This window comes from Candidatus Nitrotoga fabula (assembly GCF_905221025.1).
GTDB classification, from domain to species: domain Bacteria; phylum Pseudomonadota; class Gammaproteobacteria; order Burkholderiales; family Gallionellaceae; genus Nitrotoga; species Nitrotoga fabula.
In genome coordinates, this window is record NZ_CAJNBL010000040.1 from 81,896 (window position 1) to 98,151 (window position 16,256).

Here is a 16,256-nt window from a genome sequence, read left to right on the forward strand (position 1 = left end):
TCCGGATACCCGGAGTATTTCACGGCTTCGTCAGAAAATGACCGAAATGGTTCAGAAACTGGTCATACTGGGTTTGAATCGCGGCACTTCCGGGAACATAGGGGTCAGGTGCGGTGATTTTTTTCTGGTGACGCCTTCCGGGGCTGGGGCAGAGGATATGAAGCCAGAAGATATGGTTGCAATGCGTTTTTCGGGCGAGGTGATTGGCTCGGGCAGTCCATCCAGCGAATGGCTGTTTCACCGTGATATTCTGGCATCACGCCCGGAAGTGGGCGCAGTGATACACACCCATTCCCGGTATGCGACGACATTGGCCTGCCTGAACCGTGAAATTCCTCCATTTCACTATATGATTGCAGCCGCTGGCGGAAACACGATTCGATGTGCGCCGTATGCTCTGTTCGGAACCCAGGAGCTGTCTGATGTGGCGTTGCAGGCACTCCAGAACCGCAAGGCATGCCTGCTTGGTAATCATGGCATGATTGCGCTTGGGGAAGATTTAACCGATGCCCTTGCCGTGGCAGTTGAAGTGGAATCTCTTTGCGAACAGTATTGGGGTGCCTTGCAGGTGGGAGAACCCAATATTCTTACGGATGGGGAAATGCAGGAAGTTCTCCGGAAATTTAAATGTTATGGTCGGAAACGTCAGGGATGACCGGGATTCGTTTTGTTAAAAGGGAAAGCAGGATGCCAATAAAATCGCGTATTCGGACGATTCCTCACTATCCGAAGCATGGAGTGATGTTCAGGGATATTACTACGCTGTTCAAAGATCCAGTAGGTTTCCGGGTTACGATCAATGAGCTGGTAAACCGCTATACCGGAGTAAAGATTGACCGGATTGCCGGCATTGAAGCCCGTGGTTTTATTGTGGGATCGGCCCTGGCATTTCAGCTTGGTGTAGGGTTTATTCCCATTCGCAAGAAGGGCAAGCTGCCTGCAGAAACAGTTGGTCATGACTATGAACTGGAATATGGTACAGATCGTATCGAGATGCACGTGGATGCGATTTCTCAGGGGGATCAGGTGCTGCTGGTGGATGATCTGATTGCTACAGGTGGGACTGCTGTTGCGGCTAGTGATCTCATCGAAAGCATGGGGGGCAAGATTGTGGAATGTTGCTTTGTAATTGATTTGCCTGATCTAGGGGGAAGGGCACGACTGGAAAAACTCGGACAGAAAGTGTTTTCGCTTTGTGAATTCAAGGGTGATTGAGGATGCTGGGGTATGCGCATGGTTTGAACACGGCAGTGGAGACGCTGAGGTGGCGTGAAGGTTCCCTTGAAATGATTGATCAAAGGGTTTTGCCGGATCGTTTTGAGTACCTGTCCTATACCTCTGCTACCGAAGTAGCTGAAGGAATCCGCTCCATGGTGGTTCGTGGTGCGCCGGCAATCGGCTGTGCCGCAGCTTATGGTGTGGCGCTGGAGTCAGCGCGACTGATTCATGCCTGCAGTGAGGTTTTTGACGCCGGCATGGAGACTGGATTTGAAGTGCTGGCGACAAGCCGGCCTACGGCAGTAAATTTATTTTGGGCTCTGAATCGAATGCAAACTGTCTGGGATGCCAACAGGCATCGCTCGAAAAGGGAAATTGCAGATTGTATGCTCGCCGAAGCGCATGAAATATTTTCTGAAGATGTGCGCAATAATCGAGCGCTGGGGGCGTACGGTGCAGCTTTGCTGTCTGACGGGGCGAGAGTGCTTACCCATTGCAATGCTGGCGCCCTGGCTACAGCCGGGCATGGAACAGCATTAGGCATAATCCGTTCAGCGGTGGAAACAGGAAAAAGCATTTCTGTTATCGCAGATGAGACCAGACCCTTTTTGCAAGGCGCCCGCCTAACTGCATGGGAAATGGTGCAGGAATGTATCCCGGTAACGTTGATTGCGGATAACATGGCGGGACACTTGATGAGCTGCGGAGAGATTGATGCCGTAGTGGTTGGCGCTGACAGGGTTGCAGTGAACGGGGATGTGGCGAACAAGATCGGCACATACATGGTGGCAGTGTTGGCGCAACGCCACAATATTCCTTTTTATGTGGCATGTCCGTTATCCACTATCGACCCGGGCATGCCAGAAGGAGCTGCCATACCTATCGAGGAACGTTCTGCAATGGAAGTTACCGGGTTCAGGGAGTGTCAGTGGGCGGCAAAAGGAGTCCAGGTTCGTAATCCTGCTTTTGACATTACTCCTGCAGGGCTGGTGACAGCGCTAATAACAGAAAAAGGGATTGTAAGCTGGCCGAACGCTGAGAAGATTATGCGTTTGTTCGGGGTGTAACTTGCTGCAGGGTTAACCCCCCGTGATGTGGTAATTTGAAATCTTATACCAAAGAGAACGTTCACTGATTTCAAGTAAACGTGCTGCCTTGCTTTTGTTTCCTCCGGTTTGCTTCAATGCTTCTGCAATCAGCTTGCGTTCAAGGGATTCAGTCGCCTGTGGAATGGATAGGTTCCCGGTTGGTATCACGGGATTTTCTGTTAAACCATGCCCCGAAGCAGAGACTGTCTGCTGGTCAGCACTCCAGCCTATATCTAAAGACAGATGTTCAGTTTTAATGAGGTGGCCTTGGCTCACAATAGTGGCACGTTCCAAGACATTTTCAAGCTCACGTACATTTCCTGGCCAATCGTAAGTGCCCAGTTTTTCCATTGCGGGCAAGTCGATTTCACAGCCGCGCTTTGCCAAAAAATGTTTCGCCAGTACGGGTATATCTTCGCGGTGCTTACGTAGCGGGGGTAAATCAATGCGAAATACATTTAAGCGATAATACAAATCTTCCCGAAGCAAACCTTCTCGAACTGCCTGTTGTGGGTCTCGGTTTGTGGCTGCAATTACCCTGATATCAACTCCAATGGGCCCGTGGCCTCCTAGTTTCTCTATCGTGTTTTCCTGAAGTGCGCGCAATAATTTGGCTTGCAGGTTGACGGGCATTTCAGTAATTTCATCCAGGAACAATGTGCCGCCATCGGCTAATTCAAATTTACCAGTGCGGCTTTTAATTGCGCCAGTAAAAGCGCCCCGCTCGTGTCCGAATAATTCAGATTCCAGCATTTCACCAGGAATAGCGGCACAATTTACGGCTACAAATAACCCATTCCGGCGGTTGGAATACCGATGGATGGATTGTGCAGCCAATTCCTTGCCAGTTCCTGTTTCCCCGACCAGAAGCACCGTAGCTCTCTCTGGTGCAACCTGGCGCATGGCCTGTTCAACCTGTTGCATGGCAGAAGAATGACCCACAAGCCTTGAATGCTGCTTTTCTACCTCAATACGCAAGAATGAATTTTCAGCTTTCAGACGGGAGATGGATAGCGCACGACTGATGGCTATTTCCAGCGTTTCTAAATCAAAGGGACGTAAAATGTAATCAGAAGCCCCCAGTTTCATTGCGCTTACGGCAGATTCGATTTCTCCATGGGCTGTGACAATAATTACCGGTGTGGCAAGTTCGGCTTCGCGCACGGCAGAGAGCAGGGAAATTCCATCCATGTCGGGCATATGCAGATCGCTAATAATCAAATCGGCCCCCTTTCTCATCAATATATCCAGCGCTTCTTTGCCGTTGGCTGCAATAAATGCCTGGTAACCAGCCTGTTTCAGCATGATTTCCAGGAGTCTGCGCATATTGGGCTCATCATCTACTGCTAAAACTCTTTTGTTCTGATTCATTTTGACTGGCTCTTTATCCGGGGCAGGCGAACAGTGAATGATGCGCCGCCTAAATGACTGGTAGAAACGGAAATGCTTCCATGATGTGCTTCTATGATTTGTCTGACTACTGCTAATCCCAGGCCGATCCCTCCCGAACGAGTGCTAAAAAAAGGATCAAATATACGTTCGTGAGTTTCAGGCGCGATACCGGGGCCGTTATCCGCTACTTCAATTACAGCCTCATCCCGGTCAGCATATAAATGGATTTCTACCTGACCGTTATTCCCTTTAATGATTTGCATCGCATTTATAATAAGATTCAGTAAGACTTGGGTAATCTGTTCACGATCGCAATTGGACCAGAGAGAGCTTTCTCCAGTCATTGAAATGGCAACTTTTTTCTTTTGCGTTTGCGCGGAGAGCATGGCAATAGTTCGCTCAGTTGTTTCCACCAGATCCGTAGCCTGTAGCTCGGGATTGCGGACACGTGCCGAGTCTAGTAACGTATCAATCAGCTTGTTCATGCGGTCCGTTTCCGAGAGTATGAACCCACAGACTTCTTTTCCTTCCGTGCTCAGGCCCCGTTCACGCATCAGAATTTGGGCGGAAGACTTCAGTATGCCCAGGGGAGTTCGCACTTCATGGGACATTGCTGCAGCCAGTTCACCTACAACTGCCAGTTTGGCGGCGCGTGTCAGGTCTTCCTGTGATTTTCGTAAATCTTCGATCATTTGTTTAAAGGCAACAGAAAGTTCCTGTACTTCGTTTGGTCCCCCCGTGGGTACCGAGTCGGCTTTAGGCTGCGACTGGAAGTTGCGTGCAAACGCAGAAAGCCGGCGTAAGGGTTTTGCAATACTGGCGGCAATGGGTAACGCAGCGAGACTGGCAATCGCTGCGACTACCAGCAAAAATAATAAGAATATTCCACCCAATTTGCGTATGGGTGAAAAGGCAATGGATTTGGGTTGTTCAATGCGCAACTGCCATTGGAGGGATGGAGCCCCTTGATAGCCTTGTGAGGTGGCGGTAGCGATGATTGCGGAGCTATGCTGATAATTTTTCCAATGTCTGGTCTCGGCAATACGTTCATGATGACGGTTAAACAGTGCAGCTGAGCGACTGTCGCCCGTTGAGCGTTCCAATATTTTTTCAATTGTTGTCCAATCGAAAATTGCATATAGCTTGCCAGTGACTTCTCCGGTGATCGGGTCGATTATTGCTGAAGTCAGAGGCAACTGGTTTTGACTTGGGAAAAGCTTGGACGAGGCAATGGGGGGAGAATAATGCTGCCCGATTTTTCCTGCTTCGCTGGATGCAATAATCTGATTGGCCGAATTTACTGCGTGAATCTCAACATATATGCCGCGATAGGCTGATTTAAGCTCGTCCAGAAACCTTGATAGGCGCTTATCCACATCGCCAATCCGGAGTTCGTTCATGATTTCCAAATGACTCCATGAATTCACGTTTTGCATTCTTTCGAACATCATTCGGTCGATTTCAGCCATGGTGGCCTGTGAGCGTACCTCAATATCTTGGCTGATTTCGTGTTCTAGCGCATGACGCGCTTGCGCGAAGGCCATGGCAGTAAATATGATCAAAGGCAGCAAGCTGGCCAGGGCGAAGGCGATCGGCAATAAATACTTTATAGAGATGGGTTTGCCGAACATGGGATGTTAAAAATAAGCAAGCAGGTTTGAAAAAAATAGGGATTTAAGAAGGAAGAGCCCGTTGGTGAGTATAATTTACGACATTATGATCGTTGCCTGAACAGGGTAGTAGGTGGCCATGCAATTAATCCGGATTTTCATTGTTGTAAGTTTACTCGTCGCCCAACTGGCTGGCAATCCGGCCTGCGCCGAGGTTCCTGCATTCATCAATAATATTGATGTTGGTGGTTATTCCAGTGTGAGGGCACAAAAAAATCGTGGCGGAAATGCGGAAGCTGCCATTAATGAAGTAAGCCTGATTGTAAAGTGGGATGATCAGGATCGCTGGCGTTTCTTTGCTGAAATCGAGGTGGAAGAACCCTTGTCATGGCATGAAGGAAAAGGAGTCAGTACTAGGAATGCGGCATTGGATATAGAACGTTTCTATGCAGACTATACTTTCACTGATCAGTTAAATATTAGAGCAGGCCGCTATCTGACGCCGGTCAGCCGCTGGAACCTGTTACATGCGGCTCCTTTGGTTTGGACTACAACCAGACCAGTGTCCACCTATCGGTTGTTTCCCATGGCCCTGAATGGCGTGATGATGCATGGCATCAAACCCTGGGGAGATGCGACATTCGAGTATGCTGCATTTGCAGAAACCTTAAAGGACCAGCAGGAAGACCGACATGAAATTCGTTATAAAAATGCATTTGGTTTGAGGGGGCTTTATTCGGGTTCGGTTGATGCCAGTATCAGTTACATGGAATTCGATGAGGATGACCTGCTGAAGCGTCAATATCGTATGGTTGGGTTGGATTTCTTTAAATCCCATGATGGATGGGAATTAAGCGGGGAAGCTTTCTATCGTCGCACAAAGGATCTGGGCGAAAGCAGCGGCGGGGCATATTTGCAAGGGGTTGCTCCGCTGGGAAAGAAGTGGTTTGGGATAGCTCGCGTAGAAAGTTTTAAAGCGTCCATGCAGGAAAATAAAAAGCGTTATGTTTTGGGGTTGGCATGGCGCTACCGTGATAATCAGATATTTAAAATTGAATATGCGGGCGGACATCAGGAAGGCATATATATCCCTTCTGGTTTATTCACTTCGGTTGCGATACTGTTTTGAGGTACTGGCTTGCAATCATCGTAAGTTTTATTGCGGGCTGGGCGCAAGCCGGGGAAGCCTCTTTGGCGGTTGTGGTCGCGCAAAGTTTTGACGGGAAACCGCCAACGATAAGAGAGCTGGCGCTGATTTATAAAAGAAAAATGCTTTATTGGGAAAATGGAAACCGTATTTATCCAGTCAATTTATCATTGGATAGTGCATGGCGGCGAGATTTTTCCTTGAGTGTGCTTAAAAGTTTGCCTGATGCTCAAACCCAGTACTGGAATAATCTGTATTATCATGGCATTTCTCCCCCTTATGTCCTGCTTTCGGAAGAGGCGGTTTTGCGATTTGTTTCTGAAACAAGGGGAGCGATCGGGTATGTCTCTGCCTGTGCCGCAGACAATCGTGTGAAAGTGATTTTCTGGATTGACAGGTCAGGTGTTATGTCATCAGTCAAGCCGGAGTTTACTTGCCCTTCGTGATGCAGGTGCCCCCGGATATTCCAGGTTTGTTACGGGTTTGGTATTGTTCTGATGAAAACGACCGAACGGTACGCATACCGGTAAATCCGGGGTGGATAAATTCCATTAATCAGGTTTGGGTTCTATACCAGACGTCTGCAATCAGAGCATTCTAAGACATCGGTTCTTACGGGTTCTTTTGTTCATCGTGCAAAGTTCTCATGTTTCCTGCAAAAAATGCGCGTGGGAAACGCCTTGTAATGAATCCACCAATAACGGTTTGTTCGTCGAATATTAACTATAAGTAGTTGAAATTGTATTATATATTGCTTGGATAGTTAATTTTGGCACGGAAATTGCTTGTATATGGATAGTTTAACTAAAAAGGAATTCCATGTTGCAGGCAATTATTACCCCCACGGTTCTTAAACGGCGCTCATGTGAGCCAGTTCTTGAAATTGACAATGAAACTGCATATCGCGCGGAAACGGCGTTAATGTCTTCCGATTTGTGTGGATTGTATTCACCGGATCGTCCAGAAGTAGAAAAATTTATTCAACGTATCTTCAGGCAGGCATATGGCGCAAATGTCAGAAATTTCATGCCAAAAATATTGTGTTTAAGGGATACACAGCATCATTTGCGGGCTGTTGCAGGCATGCGTTATGCGGAAAAGGAAGATTTGTTCCTGGAGCGATATCTGGATAAGCCTGTTGAGGACGTTATCGCATCCCACGCTGGTGTCGCGGTATTTCGTCACGGAATTGTAGAAATTGGCAATCTGGCAGTGGAAGACCCGTTGTATACGCGTCTGCTAATGGCGGTATTGGGCAGGTATTTTTACAGTACGGATTCGGAATGGCTTGTATTCAGCGCACTGCCAGTCGTTATTAATTCGGTAGCCAGGATGAAACACAGTATGCTGGTATTAGGGAATGCCAGCCTGGATTGTATTCCACCGGAAGAGCGTGCGGATTGGGGTAGTTATTACCAGCATCGTCCAAAAGTGGTTGCGCTGCGCCGGCATAACTGCTCCAGTATGAAAGATTGATCGGTATGAGTGTGTGCACGATCATGCGTGCAATTGAATATCATGCGGGGGTTAAACCCGATTCGATTGCACTGGCAGGGGAAAACTGTCAGGTTAGCTATCAGGAGCTGTTCAACGATCTGCGTTCGTCCAATATGGATTTTGGTTTGCGAATGGCACATGTTGTGGGCCTTGCAATGGATAATTGTCCGTGCTGGGCAATGCTGGATTTGAAACTTGCCAGTACTGGCTTGCCGTGTGTACCTTTGCCATTATTTTTTTCTCCCGGTCAGATTTTGCATGCTATCCGTGACGCTGGTGTGGATTGCGTTATTACTGATCAGGTAGAAGTCTATGTCACGTTGCTGCAGTCTGCCGGACTGGAAATTGTAAGTCACCATCCGCATGAACTATACGGCAAGAAGTTCAGTGTGCTGTTTTTATGCTCAGATCGGGTCAGTTCCTTACCAGAAAATACAGCTAAAGTTACGTTTACCTCTGGCACGACAGGTGAGCCTAAAGGGGTATGCCTGGATGAGTATTCCATGATGCAGGTGGTTCTTTCCCTATATAAGGCAACCAAAGCCAATGATCAGGATAAGCATCTGAGCATGCTTCCGTTGTCAACATTGCTGGAAAATATTGGAGGTTTGTACGTTTCCTTAATAGCGGGTGCCACTTGCATATTGCCTTCTATGTCGAGTATCGGTTTGCTAGGGGCATGCAGTCTGAATAGTAAAAAAATGATAACAGCATTGAGCCAATATCGGCCTACTTCAGCTATTTTGACTCCAGAGTTGCTATTTGGTCTGGTTACTGCCATTGAATGTGGCGAAGCAAAACCTGAGTCCTTGCGGTTCGTGGCGGTTGGGGGCGCTTCCATTTCAACGCATTTGCTACAGCGTGCCCAAAATTTAGGGTTGCCGGTTTTTGAAGGGTATGGTCTGTCGGAATGCGCATCGGTTGTGGCGGTAAATACACCTGAAGCATGCCAGCCGGGAAGTGTGGGCAGGCCTCTGCCTCATATTCGGATACAGGTTGCTGAAGATGGTGAAATTCTGGTGTCAGGAAATGTACTTCTGGAGTTCGCAGGAAATAAACCTTTGACTGTCAGAGACTTCTGGCCGACCGGTGATATTGGATATCTGGATCAAAACGGATTTTTATATATTACGGGACGAAAAAAAAATATTTTCATTACTTCGTTTGGAAGAAATATTTCACCTGAATGGGTCGAGCGTGAATTGGTGCTGCACCCGGCTATTGCACAGGTCGCTGTATTCGGGGAGTCAAGGCCGTTCAATGTTGCAGTGATCGTTCCCATGCCGGGGCAGGAACCAATACAGATTCAGATGCAGGAAGCTATTGCGCAAACGAATGCCCTTCTTCCTGATTATGCAAGGGTTTCAAGATGGGTCATTGCCGATATGCCATTCACTTATAAAAATGGTTTGACGACAAGTAATGGCCGTTTGCGGCGGGAAGAAATTTTCAAACGTTATCAGAATGACATCCAGTCTTTATACGAGGGAACATGCCATGCCGTTTTATGAAAATTTAATTGCAGCTACTGAAAAAGAGCGCAATACCCTCCTTTCTTTGCCTATATTGCATCGGGGTGTGAGCGGCCAGATCACCCTGGAAGCATACATAGGATTCTTAACCGAAGCCTATCACCACGTAAAGCATACCCTGCCATTGTTGATGAACTGCGGTGCGCGACTGCCGGAACAATATGAATGGTTGCGTGAGGCGGTTGCAAAATATATTGAAGAAGAAACCGGACACCAGGAGTGGATTCTGAATGACATCAAAGCTTGCGGTGCTGATAGCGAAGCGGTCCGAGTTGGGGAACCATTTTTGCCAGCAGAATTGATGGTTGCGTATGCCTATGATGTGATAAACCGTATTAATCCAATCGGTTTTTTCGGCATGGTGCTGGTTCTGGAAGGGACGAGTGCAAAAATCGCATCTGTGGCAGCCCAGGCGATCAAAACCAGCCTGGGATTAAAATCGAATGCCTTGACCTATCTCAGTTCACACGGCGCCCTGGATACAGGCCATACAGCATTCTATGCAAGCCTGATGAACAGGCTGGATGAGAAAAAGGATCAAGCCATAGTGATACACTGCGCCAAGGTTTTTTACAGACTTTATGGGGATATTTTCCAGGATCTCAGTCAGCGGTTTTATCCTGGGAGACAGGCATGAGAATAGAGGGTCAGCGGATATTGCTCACAGGAGCTGCTGGCGGGATAGGAAGCCAATTGGCAGTTGCGCTGGCAAAAAAAGGGGCGAAACTGGTATTGCTGGGGCGAAATGCAAGCAATCTGATTGCGTTGCAGCATCAACTCGAATCTTGCAATGCAAAAGTCCAGATAGTCATCGGGGATTTGTCGAATGCCGATTTTCCGGTCCAGGCTGTAAATGAAGCTTACGAGCGCATGGGAGGACTGGATGTGTTAGTCAGCAGCGCGGGTGTTTCTGACTTTACCGACTTTGAAACACAGTCTCCTGCAAGCATATCTTCCCTGATGCAGATTAATGCGGTTGCTCCGATGCTGCTGGCGCATGCGGCCCTGCCTATCCTGAAGGCCCAGAAAAAGGGCATGATCGTTAATATTGGTTCGATGATGGGTTCGATTGGTTTTCCGCATTATGTTTCGTACAGCGCAAGTAAATTTGCTGTACGTGGATTTTCTCAGGCTTTGCGTCGGGAGTTGGTAGATACCGGAATTCAGGTTTTGTACGTAGCACCGCGTGCGACCAGGACCAGGATGAATAAAGCGGCGAGTGTGGCGTGGATGGATCGGCAGGGAACGGCAATGGACAGCCCTGAGTTTGTCGCAAATAAAATCGTGGCGGCAATGGAGATTGGTCAGCAGGAAACATTTATCGGGCAACCTGAATCGTTTCTTGCATATGTAAATAGTGTGTTGCCCGGGTTGGTAGATGCAGGACTTAAGAAACAAACACGTGAAGCACGTTTGTTTTGCAAGAAGGCAAATTAATAAATAAGGAAAGGAAGCAATTATGAAACATTGGCTGATCGCGTGTTTTTTGGCATTGATGATGCATACATCATCGTGGGCAACAGAACATCTGGATGCATCTATTGTTCAGTTACAACACGGATGGGCGCAGGCGAATTATCAGACACCGTTGAATGCCCAGGAAGCAGCATTCAGGATATTGGCTGAAAAAGCAGCGGCGGTTACTGCAAGCAGCCCGGACAAGGCAGAGGCGATGATTTGGGAAGCGATTATCTTGTCTGGATATGCTAAAGCAAAAGGTGGGCTTGGAGCGTTGAAGCTTTTGGATAGAGCAAGGGAGTTGTTAATAAGCGCTGCAGCGATGAATCCCCATGCGCTGCAAGGGTCAGCCTATACCTCTTTGGGATCTTTATATTATAAAGTACCAAGATGGCCGATTAGTTTCCGTGATAAGGATAAGGCACGAGAATATCTTGAAAAAGCGCTTCAAATGAATCCAACTGGAATAGATCCCAATTATTTTTATGCGGATTTTCTGTTAGAAGAAGGAGATTATGCAAAATCAATTCAGTTTTTTGAAAAAGCCTTGGCAGCGCCAGCCAGAGCAGGTAGAGAAGATGCAGATAAAGGTCGTCGTATTGAAATCAGGGAAGGTCTGGCGAAGGCAAAACAAAAGATTGGTTAGTGACGAATTTGCATAGTAACGTATGTGGCAGGGTAGACCAGGTAAGGCTGCTTGGGTCAGGAATGCTGTCAGTTTTTTAGAGCAATCAATCCATCTGCCAGTGGTACAGGGTTACATGACGGATAGTTAAAGCCATGCGAACCCGGTGGAATAATTGTGCAGGATATGGACTTTAGGTAGTTTGTGTGGGCCTAGACTCGTTTTTTGAGGCAGTTGCATTGAGATCAAGTTGGGGGGATTGAAGCTCGATATATTTATTGAATGATAATCATTATTGATTGTATAATGGTTCCTGTATGTATATTTCTAGCTGGCTTTGTAACTGATACGGGTATCGGATAAACGTCAGGATGGAAAATTTATTTTTTACCTTTACGTACAAGGAGAATGATTATGGCAATTGTGATTTATAGCGTGAATACTGAAGAATTTAAACACCGGTATGTAAATCGGGATGATCTGCATATGTACCAGGCATTGGCAGCAAGTCAGCTGGTATTTCATTGTGGTTCTCTCACCGAGGCAAGAGAGAAACTGGAAAAAATCATGGGGCCCAACTTTATTCTGCATGAAGGCGGGCATTATCTGGCAATTCTTCTGAGATATAACGGCACGGTGGGAATTCCGCTTGTCAAGCTGTTTTCCACCAGTGATAAAGGACCCCATCAGTGGGGTGCCCTGCAGGAGCTATCCCTTCTGGCGGCATGAGGTAAGCTTTGGCATATCAGAAGAAAATAGGGAGGAGGGGAAGCTTTGTTTAACTTGGTGTTGCATGGATTATGTTCCATGCGGTAACCAATTGAAATATAAGTAATTGTATTAATCGTGTTGACAAGCCGTCTGGACAATGTGATCAATCATTCAATCTGTCATGTCTTGCGTGAATACCAGCTTTGTGTACGGTTCAGGACGTTCACAACCAGCAGCATGAGCGGAACCTCAATCAGCACGCCGACTACGGTGGCCAATGCCGCTCCGGAGTGAAAGCCAAATAGACTGATTGCCGCTGCCACTGCCAGTTCAAAGAAGTTGGATGCTCCAATCAGTGCAGAAGGACAGGCCACATTATATTTTTCCCGCACTGTCCGATTCAGCCAGTAGGCGAGGGAAGCGTTGAAAAATACCTGGATAGTAATTGGAATGGCCAGTAATGCAATGATTAGCGGTTGCCGGACAATAGCCTCGCCCTGAAATGCAAATAATAAAATCAGGGTCGTCAGCAGAGCGGATATGGACCAGGGCCCAATTTTATTCATGGCCGCTTCTAGTGCGCCTGCTCCCTTGGAAAGCAGTTTTTTTCTCCAGAACTGTGCAATCATCACAGGAATCAGGATGTACAGGGCGACTGAAATTATGAGCGTTTCCCAGGGAACGGTGATTGCAGAAATGCCCAGTAACAAAGCGACAATGGGTGCAAAGGCAAATACCATGATGGTATCGTTCAGTGCCACTTGGGACAGGGTAAATAATGGATCCCCGTTTACCAGGCGGCTCCACACAAATACCATGGCAGTGCAGGGTGCCGCAGCCAGCAGGATCAGACCTGCAATATAGCTGTCCAGTTGGTCGGCAGGAAGATATGGTGCGAACAGATGGCGGACGAATATCCACCCTAATAAAGCCATGGAAAATGGCTTGACCAGCCAGTTCACAAACAGGGTGACCAATATCCCGCGCAAGTGCTGCCTGACTTCATGCAGTGCCCCGAAATCCACCCTGATCAGCATGGGTATGATCATTACCCAGATTAGCAAGCCTACCGGGATGTTTACGTGCGCAATTTCCAGGTTTCCAATTTTCTGGAACAGAGCCGGGGTAATCTGTCCCATTGCAATCCCCGCAATGATGCACAGGAATACCCAGAGACTTAAGTAGCGCTCAAAAATATTCAATTTGGATACCTTTAATTAAATGGAAGGCTGCGCCAGTTTTTTCAATTCCTGCTGCATACTCATTGAATCCAGCTTTCCCAATGGGAGGGAGGCCAGCAGATCCATCCGCAGCCTGATACCCATCATGACTTCCCGGAATGCCTGCCTTTTTATTTCGTCGCTGCCTGTCACTTGCGAAGGATCCGGAAATCCCCAGTGTGCAGTAATCGGATTGCCTGGCCATACCGGACATATTTCTCCGGCCGCACTGTCACAGACCGTGATGATAAAGTCCATTTTCGGTGAATCAGTTTTTTCGAATTCATCCCAGCTTTTGGAACGAAGTTTGCTGGCCGGGTAACCCATTTCCATGGCCAGTTCAGCAGCGAAGGGATTGACCGCCATGCCGGGAGAGGAGCCCGCTGAATGGGCTATGAACATTTGGCTCGGGTGAGTAGATGCTATGGCTTCAGCCAGGATGGAACGGGATGAATTGTGGGTGCACAAGAATAGGATGTGGAAACGGCGCATCAGATTTTACCTTTTGAGGTTTGGGCGACTGGAATACAAGGTTTGCCGCCACAGCAATTTTCCAGCAAAAAATCAGAAATTCTCTTCACCAGGTCTGCATTGGGCCGGTAAATCAGGTTGCGACTGCGGCGTTCAACCAAAACCAGATCGGCATGTTGCAGTTCCTTGAGATGAAAACTCAAAGTGGCATTGGGTATTCCAAGTATCTCTACTATTTCACCTGGCGTTACACCGATATTGCCACGCTGGACAGTCAGGCGAAATATATTCAGGCGGGTTTCCTGTCCGAGGGCCAGGAATACTGAAATGGCTTCTTTATTTTTCATATTTCCAATTATATGGAAATATTAAGAATGGGTAAAGTTCTTACAGAATTCAACCTGCCATAAATTCAGGAAGCAGATGTTTTGTCTCTTTAGATGGTTACTCGATGTTCTCTGGATCATCGTTGCGGCGGGCTGAACTTTTTTATCCTTGATCTGGCGTTCCGTCAAGTGCCCAGAATTTCTTGAAGCGCAGGAAAATGTTTGCCCCGCCCGTTTTGATCGGTTCCCTGCATTTCACAGCCCCATTGCGTTAAAGCTTAGTCCTTCGCGGAACCGAATCCTTCCCGGAAGGCGTTTTCCATACCGACCAACTCGTCATCCTTCAGGTACTTGAAGTGCGATTCTCTCTTTATCGCCGAAAGACGACCATGGTTCTGCCCGCAGAGTCGGATAAACAATTCGATTTCGCGGTTGGGCATGTCCACGATTTCCTCAATGGCCTGTTTCGTCCGGTCATATTTTTCCAGAAAATCGAATTCTTTCACCAGTTCGTGCTCGATGGTGATATTGATAAAATCATATAATGCCTCCGCTTGGGCGGTCATGTCGATATACCTATACAGATGTCCTGTCTCATTCAGCACGGTCATCTGGCCGTCATCGTCCAGATCGTATTCAATCAGGCGTATTAGTGGGACTGAGAAGGTCTCCAGGGAGCGATCGTAAAGTACCGGGTGCTTTAATATGGCGGCGGAGACCGGAAACATGAGCCCTTTCGGGGTCGCTCCGCTTAGAAACAGGATGTTGTGAATCAGAAACCGGTGAATACGGCTGTTGCCGTCCTCGAAAGGATGCAGGAAGACGAATCCGTAGGAGATGGCAGCGGCATGGATAATGGCAGGAACTGCGCCTTCCTTCATTAACTGGTGAGCCGTGAGCAAACCTTCCATCAGTTCCGGGAGATCGACGGGCTTCGGGCAGATATAATGAATGCGCTGTCCCTGGAAGGAAACAGTTTGACCGACGTAGTTCTGGTTGGTCCGGTAGTCTGTGTCCCGGAACCGGGGATCGACGATATGGTTTTGTGCTTCGATCAGGAGAGGCTTCTCGCAGAAGTCCTTGTACTCGGCCATCTCCAGCAAGCCGATGAATTTTTCAGCCTTGGAGGCGCTCGGCTTGAGATGTTCGATTTCGAATGAGGACTTGGTCTCTTTGCTATACAGGTGGTTCAAAGCTCGTCTGATAAGTTCCGGTGGATAACGATCCACGACTTTTTCGCAACTTTTCCGCAGGTCGACCTTCTCCAGGGTGGCGAGTTTTTTGGTGCGCCGGATGATGGGGCAGAAATTTTTCCGCCAAGCAGATTGTTGAAGACCCTATGACGCTGCATGCGCTGACCCGGCGCTGTGGTGTAGTACAGATCCGGTTCGAGCAGTTCGATGTAATTCCCCTTGGTCAGATCCGGCAAGGGGAGTGTCCGTTCGGTCAGGAACTCATACAGGAACCAGATCCTGCGGGCGTATTTTCCGGTCGGTTTCGAACTGATCCAGTTTGCTATCTCGTCTGCCGGTGTCATGTCGAACAGGGCCGACAGCAGCCCCAGGTTGACGCCATCGTATTTGAGGGCAAACTCCAGATGGTTTCCTGTACCGTCTCCAGGCCAATAAGACTGAGGATAGATGGATTTCGTCTGCCCATTCTCAGTGGTTGAGCGTAGCGCTCCGGTTAGGCTGACGGCGGAGGTGTGCCAGTTCGGCAAAGCGCTCAATCCGTGCTGCTTGATCAGAAACGCATATCCTGCTAGCCGGTTGTGTGTCGTGTCAGATGTCATCGCACCTCAAAAAATCGTTACGGTTTTTAAAAAATGGTTAGCATGAGCCATTGTATGAAAAATATAGTTAAAAATGCGGCAATTTTCAAGATAATTGTTTGAGTGACTGGATTGTGGTTAAAAACCGGGGAGTTCTTGAAAAACGTGTTTGCATCTTGAAAAACGATTA

Annotated in this window: 18 protein-coding genes; 11 read left to right on the forward strand and 7 right to left on the reverse strand. The window is 47.9% G+C overall.

Translation table 11 applies throughout. From position 1 onward, the window contains the following. The first annotated feature begins 37 nt into the window (after positions 1-37). From KJA68_RS08770 to mtnA, 3 genes are read left to right on the forward strand one after another with little or no spacing between them, the layout of a single operon-like run. Entirely contained in the window at positions 38-655 is a 618-nt protein-coding gene (locus KJA68_RS08770) for a class II aldolase/adducin family protein (protein WP_213036557.1), read from the forward strand. Positions 656-687: 32 nt separating this feature from the next. Then, the gene (locus KJA68_RS08775) at positions 688-1,215 is read left to right on the forward strand and encodes an adenine phosphoribosyltransferase (protein WP_213036558.1); all 528 of its coding nucleotides are present in this window, start codon (positions 688-690) and stop codon (positions 1,213-1,215) included. Between the two features lie 2 nt (positions 1,216-1,217). Beyond that, the gene (mtnA, locus tag KJA68_RS08780) at positions 1,218-2,285 is read left to right on the forward strand and encodes an S-methyl-5-thioribose-1-phosphate isomerase (RefSeq protein WP_213036559.1); all 1,068 of its coding nucleotides are present in this window, start codon (positions 1,218-1,220) and stop codon (positions 2,283-2,285) included. A gap of 12 nt (positions 2,286-2,297) precedes the next feature. On the opposite strand, the gene KJA68_RS08785 is transcribed toward mtnA, so the two are convergent. Together KJA68_RS08785 and KJA68_RS08790 are read right to left on the reverse strand one after the other, a co-directional pair. After that, positions 2,298-3,677, reverse strand: coding sequence for a sigma-54-dependent transcriptional regulator (locus KJA68_RS08785; RefSeq protein ID WP_213036560.1), 1,380 nt, complete (start codon positions 3,675-3,677; stop codon positions 2,298-2,300). Further along, positions 3,674-5,329 carry a sensor histidine kinase gene (locus KJA68_RS08790; protein WP_213036561.1) on the reverse strand — a complete coding sequence of 552 codons (1,656 nt, stop codon included), beginning with the start codon at positions 5,327-5,329 and terminating at the stop codon, positions 3,674-3,676. The genes KJA68_RS08785 and KJA68_RS08790 overlap by 4 nt, the downstream gene beginning before the upstream one ends. A gap of 118 nt (positions 5,330-5,447) precedes the next feature. On the opposite strand from KJA68_RS08790, the gene KJA68_RS08795 reads away from it, so the two are divergent. From KJA68_RS08795 to KJA68_RS08830, 8 genes are all read left to right on the forward strand, one after another. Beyond that, a complete protein-coding gene (locus tag KJA68_RS08795; RefSeq protein ID WP_213036562.1) occupies positions 5,448-6,437 on the forward strand; it encodes a hypothetical protein in 990 nt (329 codons plus the stop codon). Beyond that, positions 6,434-6,901, forward strand: a complete 468-nt coding sequence (locus tag KJA68_RS08800; protein ID WP_213036563.1) for a hypothetical protein — start codon at positions 6,434-6,436, stop codon at positions 6,899-6,901. The genes KJA68_RS08795 and KJA68_RS08800 overlap by 4 nt, the downstream gene beginning before the upstream one ends. Positions 6,902-7,274: 373 nt before the next feature. Further along, the gene (locus KJA68_RS08805; RefSeq protein ID WP_213036564.1) at positions 7,275-7,931 is read left to right on the forward strand and encodes a thermostable hemolysin; all 657 of its coding nucleotides are present in this window, start codon (positions 7,275-7,277) and stop codon (positions 7,929-7,931) included. 23 nt (positions 7,932-7,954) lie between these two features. Beyond that, the gene (locus tag KJA68_RS08810; protein WP_246487132.1) at positions 7,955-9,463 is read left to right on the forward strand and encodes an AMP-binding protein; all 1,509 of its coding nucleotides are present in this window, start codon (positions 7,955-7,957) and stop codon (positions 9,461-9,463) included. Continuing rightward, the gene (locus tag KJA68_RS08815; RefSeq protein WP_213036565.1) at positions 9,450-10,121 is read left to right on the forward strand and encodes an iron-containing redox enzyme family protein; all 672 of its coding nucleotides are present in this window, start codon (positions 9,450-9,452) and stop codon (positions 10,119-10,121) included. Before KJA68_RS08810 ends, KJA68_RS08815 begins: the two co-directional genes overlap by 14 nt. Beyond that, on the forward strand, positions 10,118-10,921 hold the full coding sequence (locus tag KJA68_RS08820; RefSeq protein ID WP_213036566.1) for an SDR family oxidoreductase: 804 nt from the start codon (positions 10,118-10,120) through the stop codon (positions 10,919-10,921). Before KJA68_RS08815 ends, KJA68_RS08820 begins: the two co-directional genes overlap by 4 nt. A gap of 22 nt (positions 10,922-10,943) precedes the next feature. Then, positions 10,944-11,588, forward strand: coding sequence for a tetratricopeptide repeat protein (locus KJA68_RS08825; protein ID WP_213036567.1), 645 nt, complete (start codon positions 10,944-10,946; stop codon positions 11,586-11,588). A 393-nt stretch (positions 11,589-11,981) separates the two neighbouring features. After that, positions 11,982-12,296: a hypothetical protein gene (locus KJA68_RS08830; RefSeq protein ID WP_213036568.1), complete on the forward strand. Its 315-nt coding sequence runs from the start codon at positions 11,982-11,984 to the stop codon at positions 12,294-12,296. A 161-nt stretch (positions 12,297-12,457) separates the two neighbouring features. On the opposite strand, the gene arsB is transcribed toward KJA68_RS08830, so the two are convergent. The 5 genes from arsB to KJA68_RS08855 form a co-directional block, all read right to left on the reverse strand. After that, complete coding sequence (gene arsB, locus KJA68_RS08835; protein ID WP_213036569.1) at positions 12,458-13,480, reverse strand: ACR3 family arsenite efflux transporter; 1,023 nt, start codon at positions 13,478-13,480, stop codon at positions 12,458-12,460. A gap of 15 nt (positions 13,481-13,495) precedes the next feature. Continuing rightward, positions 13,496-13,990: an arsenate reductase ArsC gene (locus KJA68_RS08840; protein ID WP_213036570.1), complete on the reverse strand. Its 495-nt coding sequence runs from the start codon at positions 13,988-13,990 to the stop codon at positions 13,496-13,498. Continuing rightward, complete coding sequence (locus KJA68_RS08845) at positions 13,990-14,316, reverse strand: ArsR/SmtB family transcription factor (RefSeq protein ID WP_213036571.1); 327 nt, start codon at positions 14,314-14,316, stop codon at positions 13,990-13,992. The genes KJA68_RS08840 and KJA68_RS08845 overlap by 1 nt, the downstream gene beginning before the upstream one ends. Positions 14,317-14,573: 257 nt before the next feature. After that, complete coding sequence (locus KJA68_RS08850; RefSeq protein ID WP_213036572.1) at positions 14,574-15,524, reverse strand: Fic family protein; 951 nt, start codon at positions 15,522-15,524, stop codon at positions 14,574-14,576. Then, positions 15,485-16,087, reverse strand: a complete 603-nt coding sequence (locus tag KJA68_RS08855; protein ID WP_213036573.1) for a hypothetical protein — start codon at positions 16,085-16,087, stop codon at positions 15,485-15,487. Before KJA68_RS08855 ends, KJA68_RS08850 begins: the two co-directional genes overlap by 40 nt. Positions 16,088-16,256 lie beyond the last annotated feature (169 nt).

Excerpts from the sequence above, each read along its gene's own strand:
- KJA68_RS08770 (WP_213036557.1), top strand. The coding sequence starts at position 38 with ATGACCGAAATGGTTCAGAAACTGGTCATACTGGGTTTGAATCGCGGC.
- KJA68_RS08820 (WP_213036566.1), top strand. The coding sequence starts at position 10,118 with ATGAGAATAGAGGGTCAGCGGATATTGCTCACAGGAGCTGCTGGCGGG.
- KJA68_RS08830 (WP_213036568.1), top strand. The coding sequence starts at position 11,982 with ATGGCAATTGTGATTTATAGCGTGAATACTGAAGAATTTAAACACCGG.
- KJA68_RS08825 (WP_213036567.1), top strand. The coding sequence starts at position 10,944 with ATGAAACATTGGCTGATCGCGTGTTTTTTGGCATTGATGATGCATACA.
- KJA68_RS08855 (WP_213036573.1), bottom strand. The coding sequence starts at position 16,087 with ATGACATCTGACACGACACACAACCGGCTAGCAGGATATGCGTTTCTG.
- KJA68_RS08795 (WP_213036562.1), top strand. The coding sequence starts at position 5,448 with ATGCAATTAATCCGGATTTTCATTGTTGTAAGTTTACTCGTCGCCCAA.
- KJA68_RS08840 (WP_213036570.1), bottom strand. The coding sequence starts at position 13,990 with ATGCGCCGTTTCCACATCCTATTCTTGTGCACCCACAATTCATCCCGT.
- KJA68_RS08785 (WP_213036560.1), bottom strand. The coding sequence starts at position 3,677 with ATGAATCAGAACAAAAGAGTTTTAGCAGTAGATGATGAGCCCAATATG.
- KJA68_RS08845 (WP_213036571.1), bottom strand. The coding sequence starts at position 14,316 with ATGAAAAATAAAGAAGCCATTTCAGTATTCCTGGCCCTCGGACAGGAA.
- KJA68_RS08815 (WP_213036565.1), top strand. The coding sequence starts at position 9,450 with ATGCCGTTTTATGAAAATTTAATTGCAGCTACTGAAAAAGAGCGCAAT.
- KJA68_RS08805 (WP_213036564.1), top strand. The coding sequence starts at position 7,275 with ATGTTGCAGGCAATTATTACCCCCACGGTTCTTAAACGGCGCTCATGT.
- KJA68_RS08790 (WP_213036561.1), bottom strand. The coding sequence starts at position 5,329 with ATGTTCGGCAAACCCATCTCTATAAAGTATTTATTGCCGATCGCCTTC.
- mtnA (WP_213036559.1), top strand. The coding sequence starts at position 1,218 with ATGCTGGGGTATGCGCATGGTTTGAACACGGCAGTGGAGACGCTGAGG.
- KJA68_RS08775 (WP_213036558.1), top strand. The coding sequence starts at position 688 with ATGCCAATAAAATCGCGTATTCGGACGATTCCTCACTATCCGAAGCAT.
- KJA68_RS08810 (WP_246487132.1), top strand. The coding sequence starts at position 7,955 with ATGCGTGCAATTGAATATCATGCGGGGGTTAAACCCGATTCGATTGCA.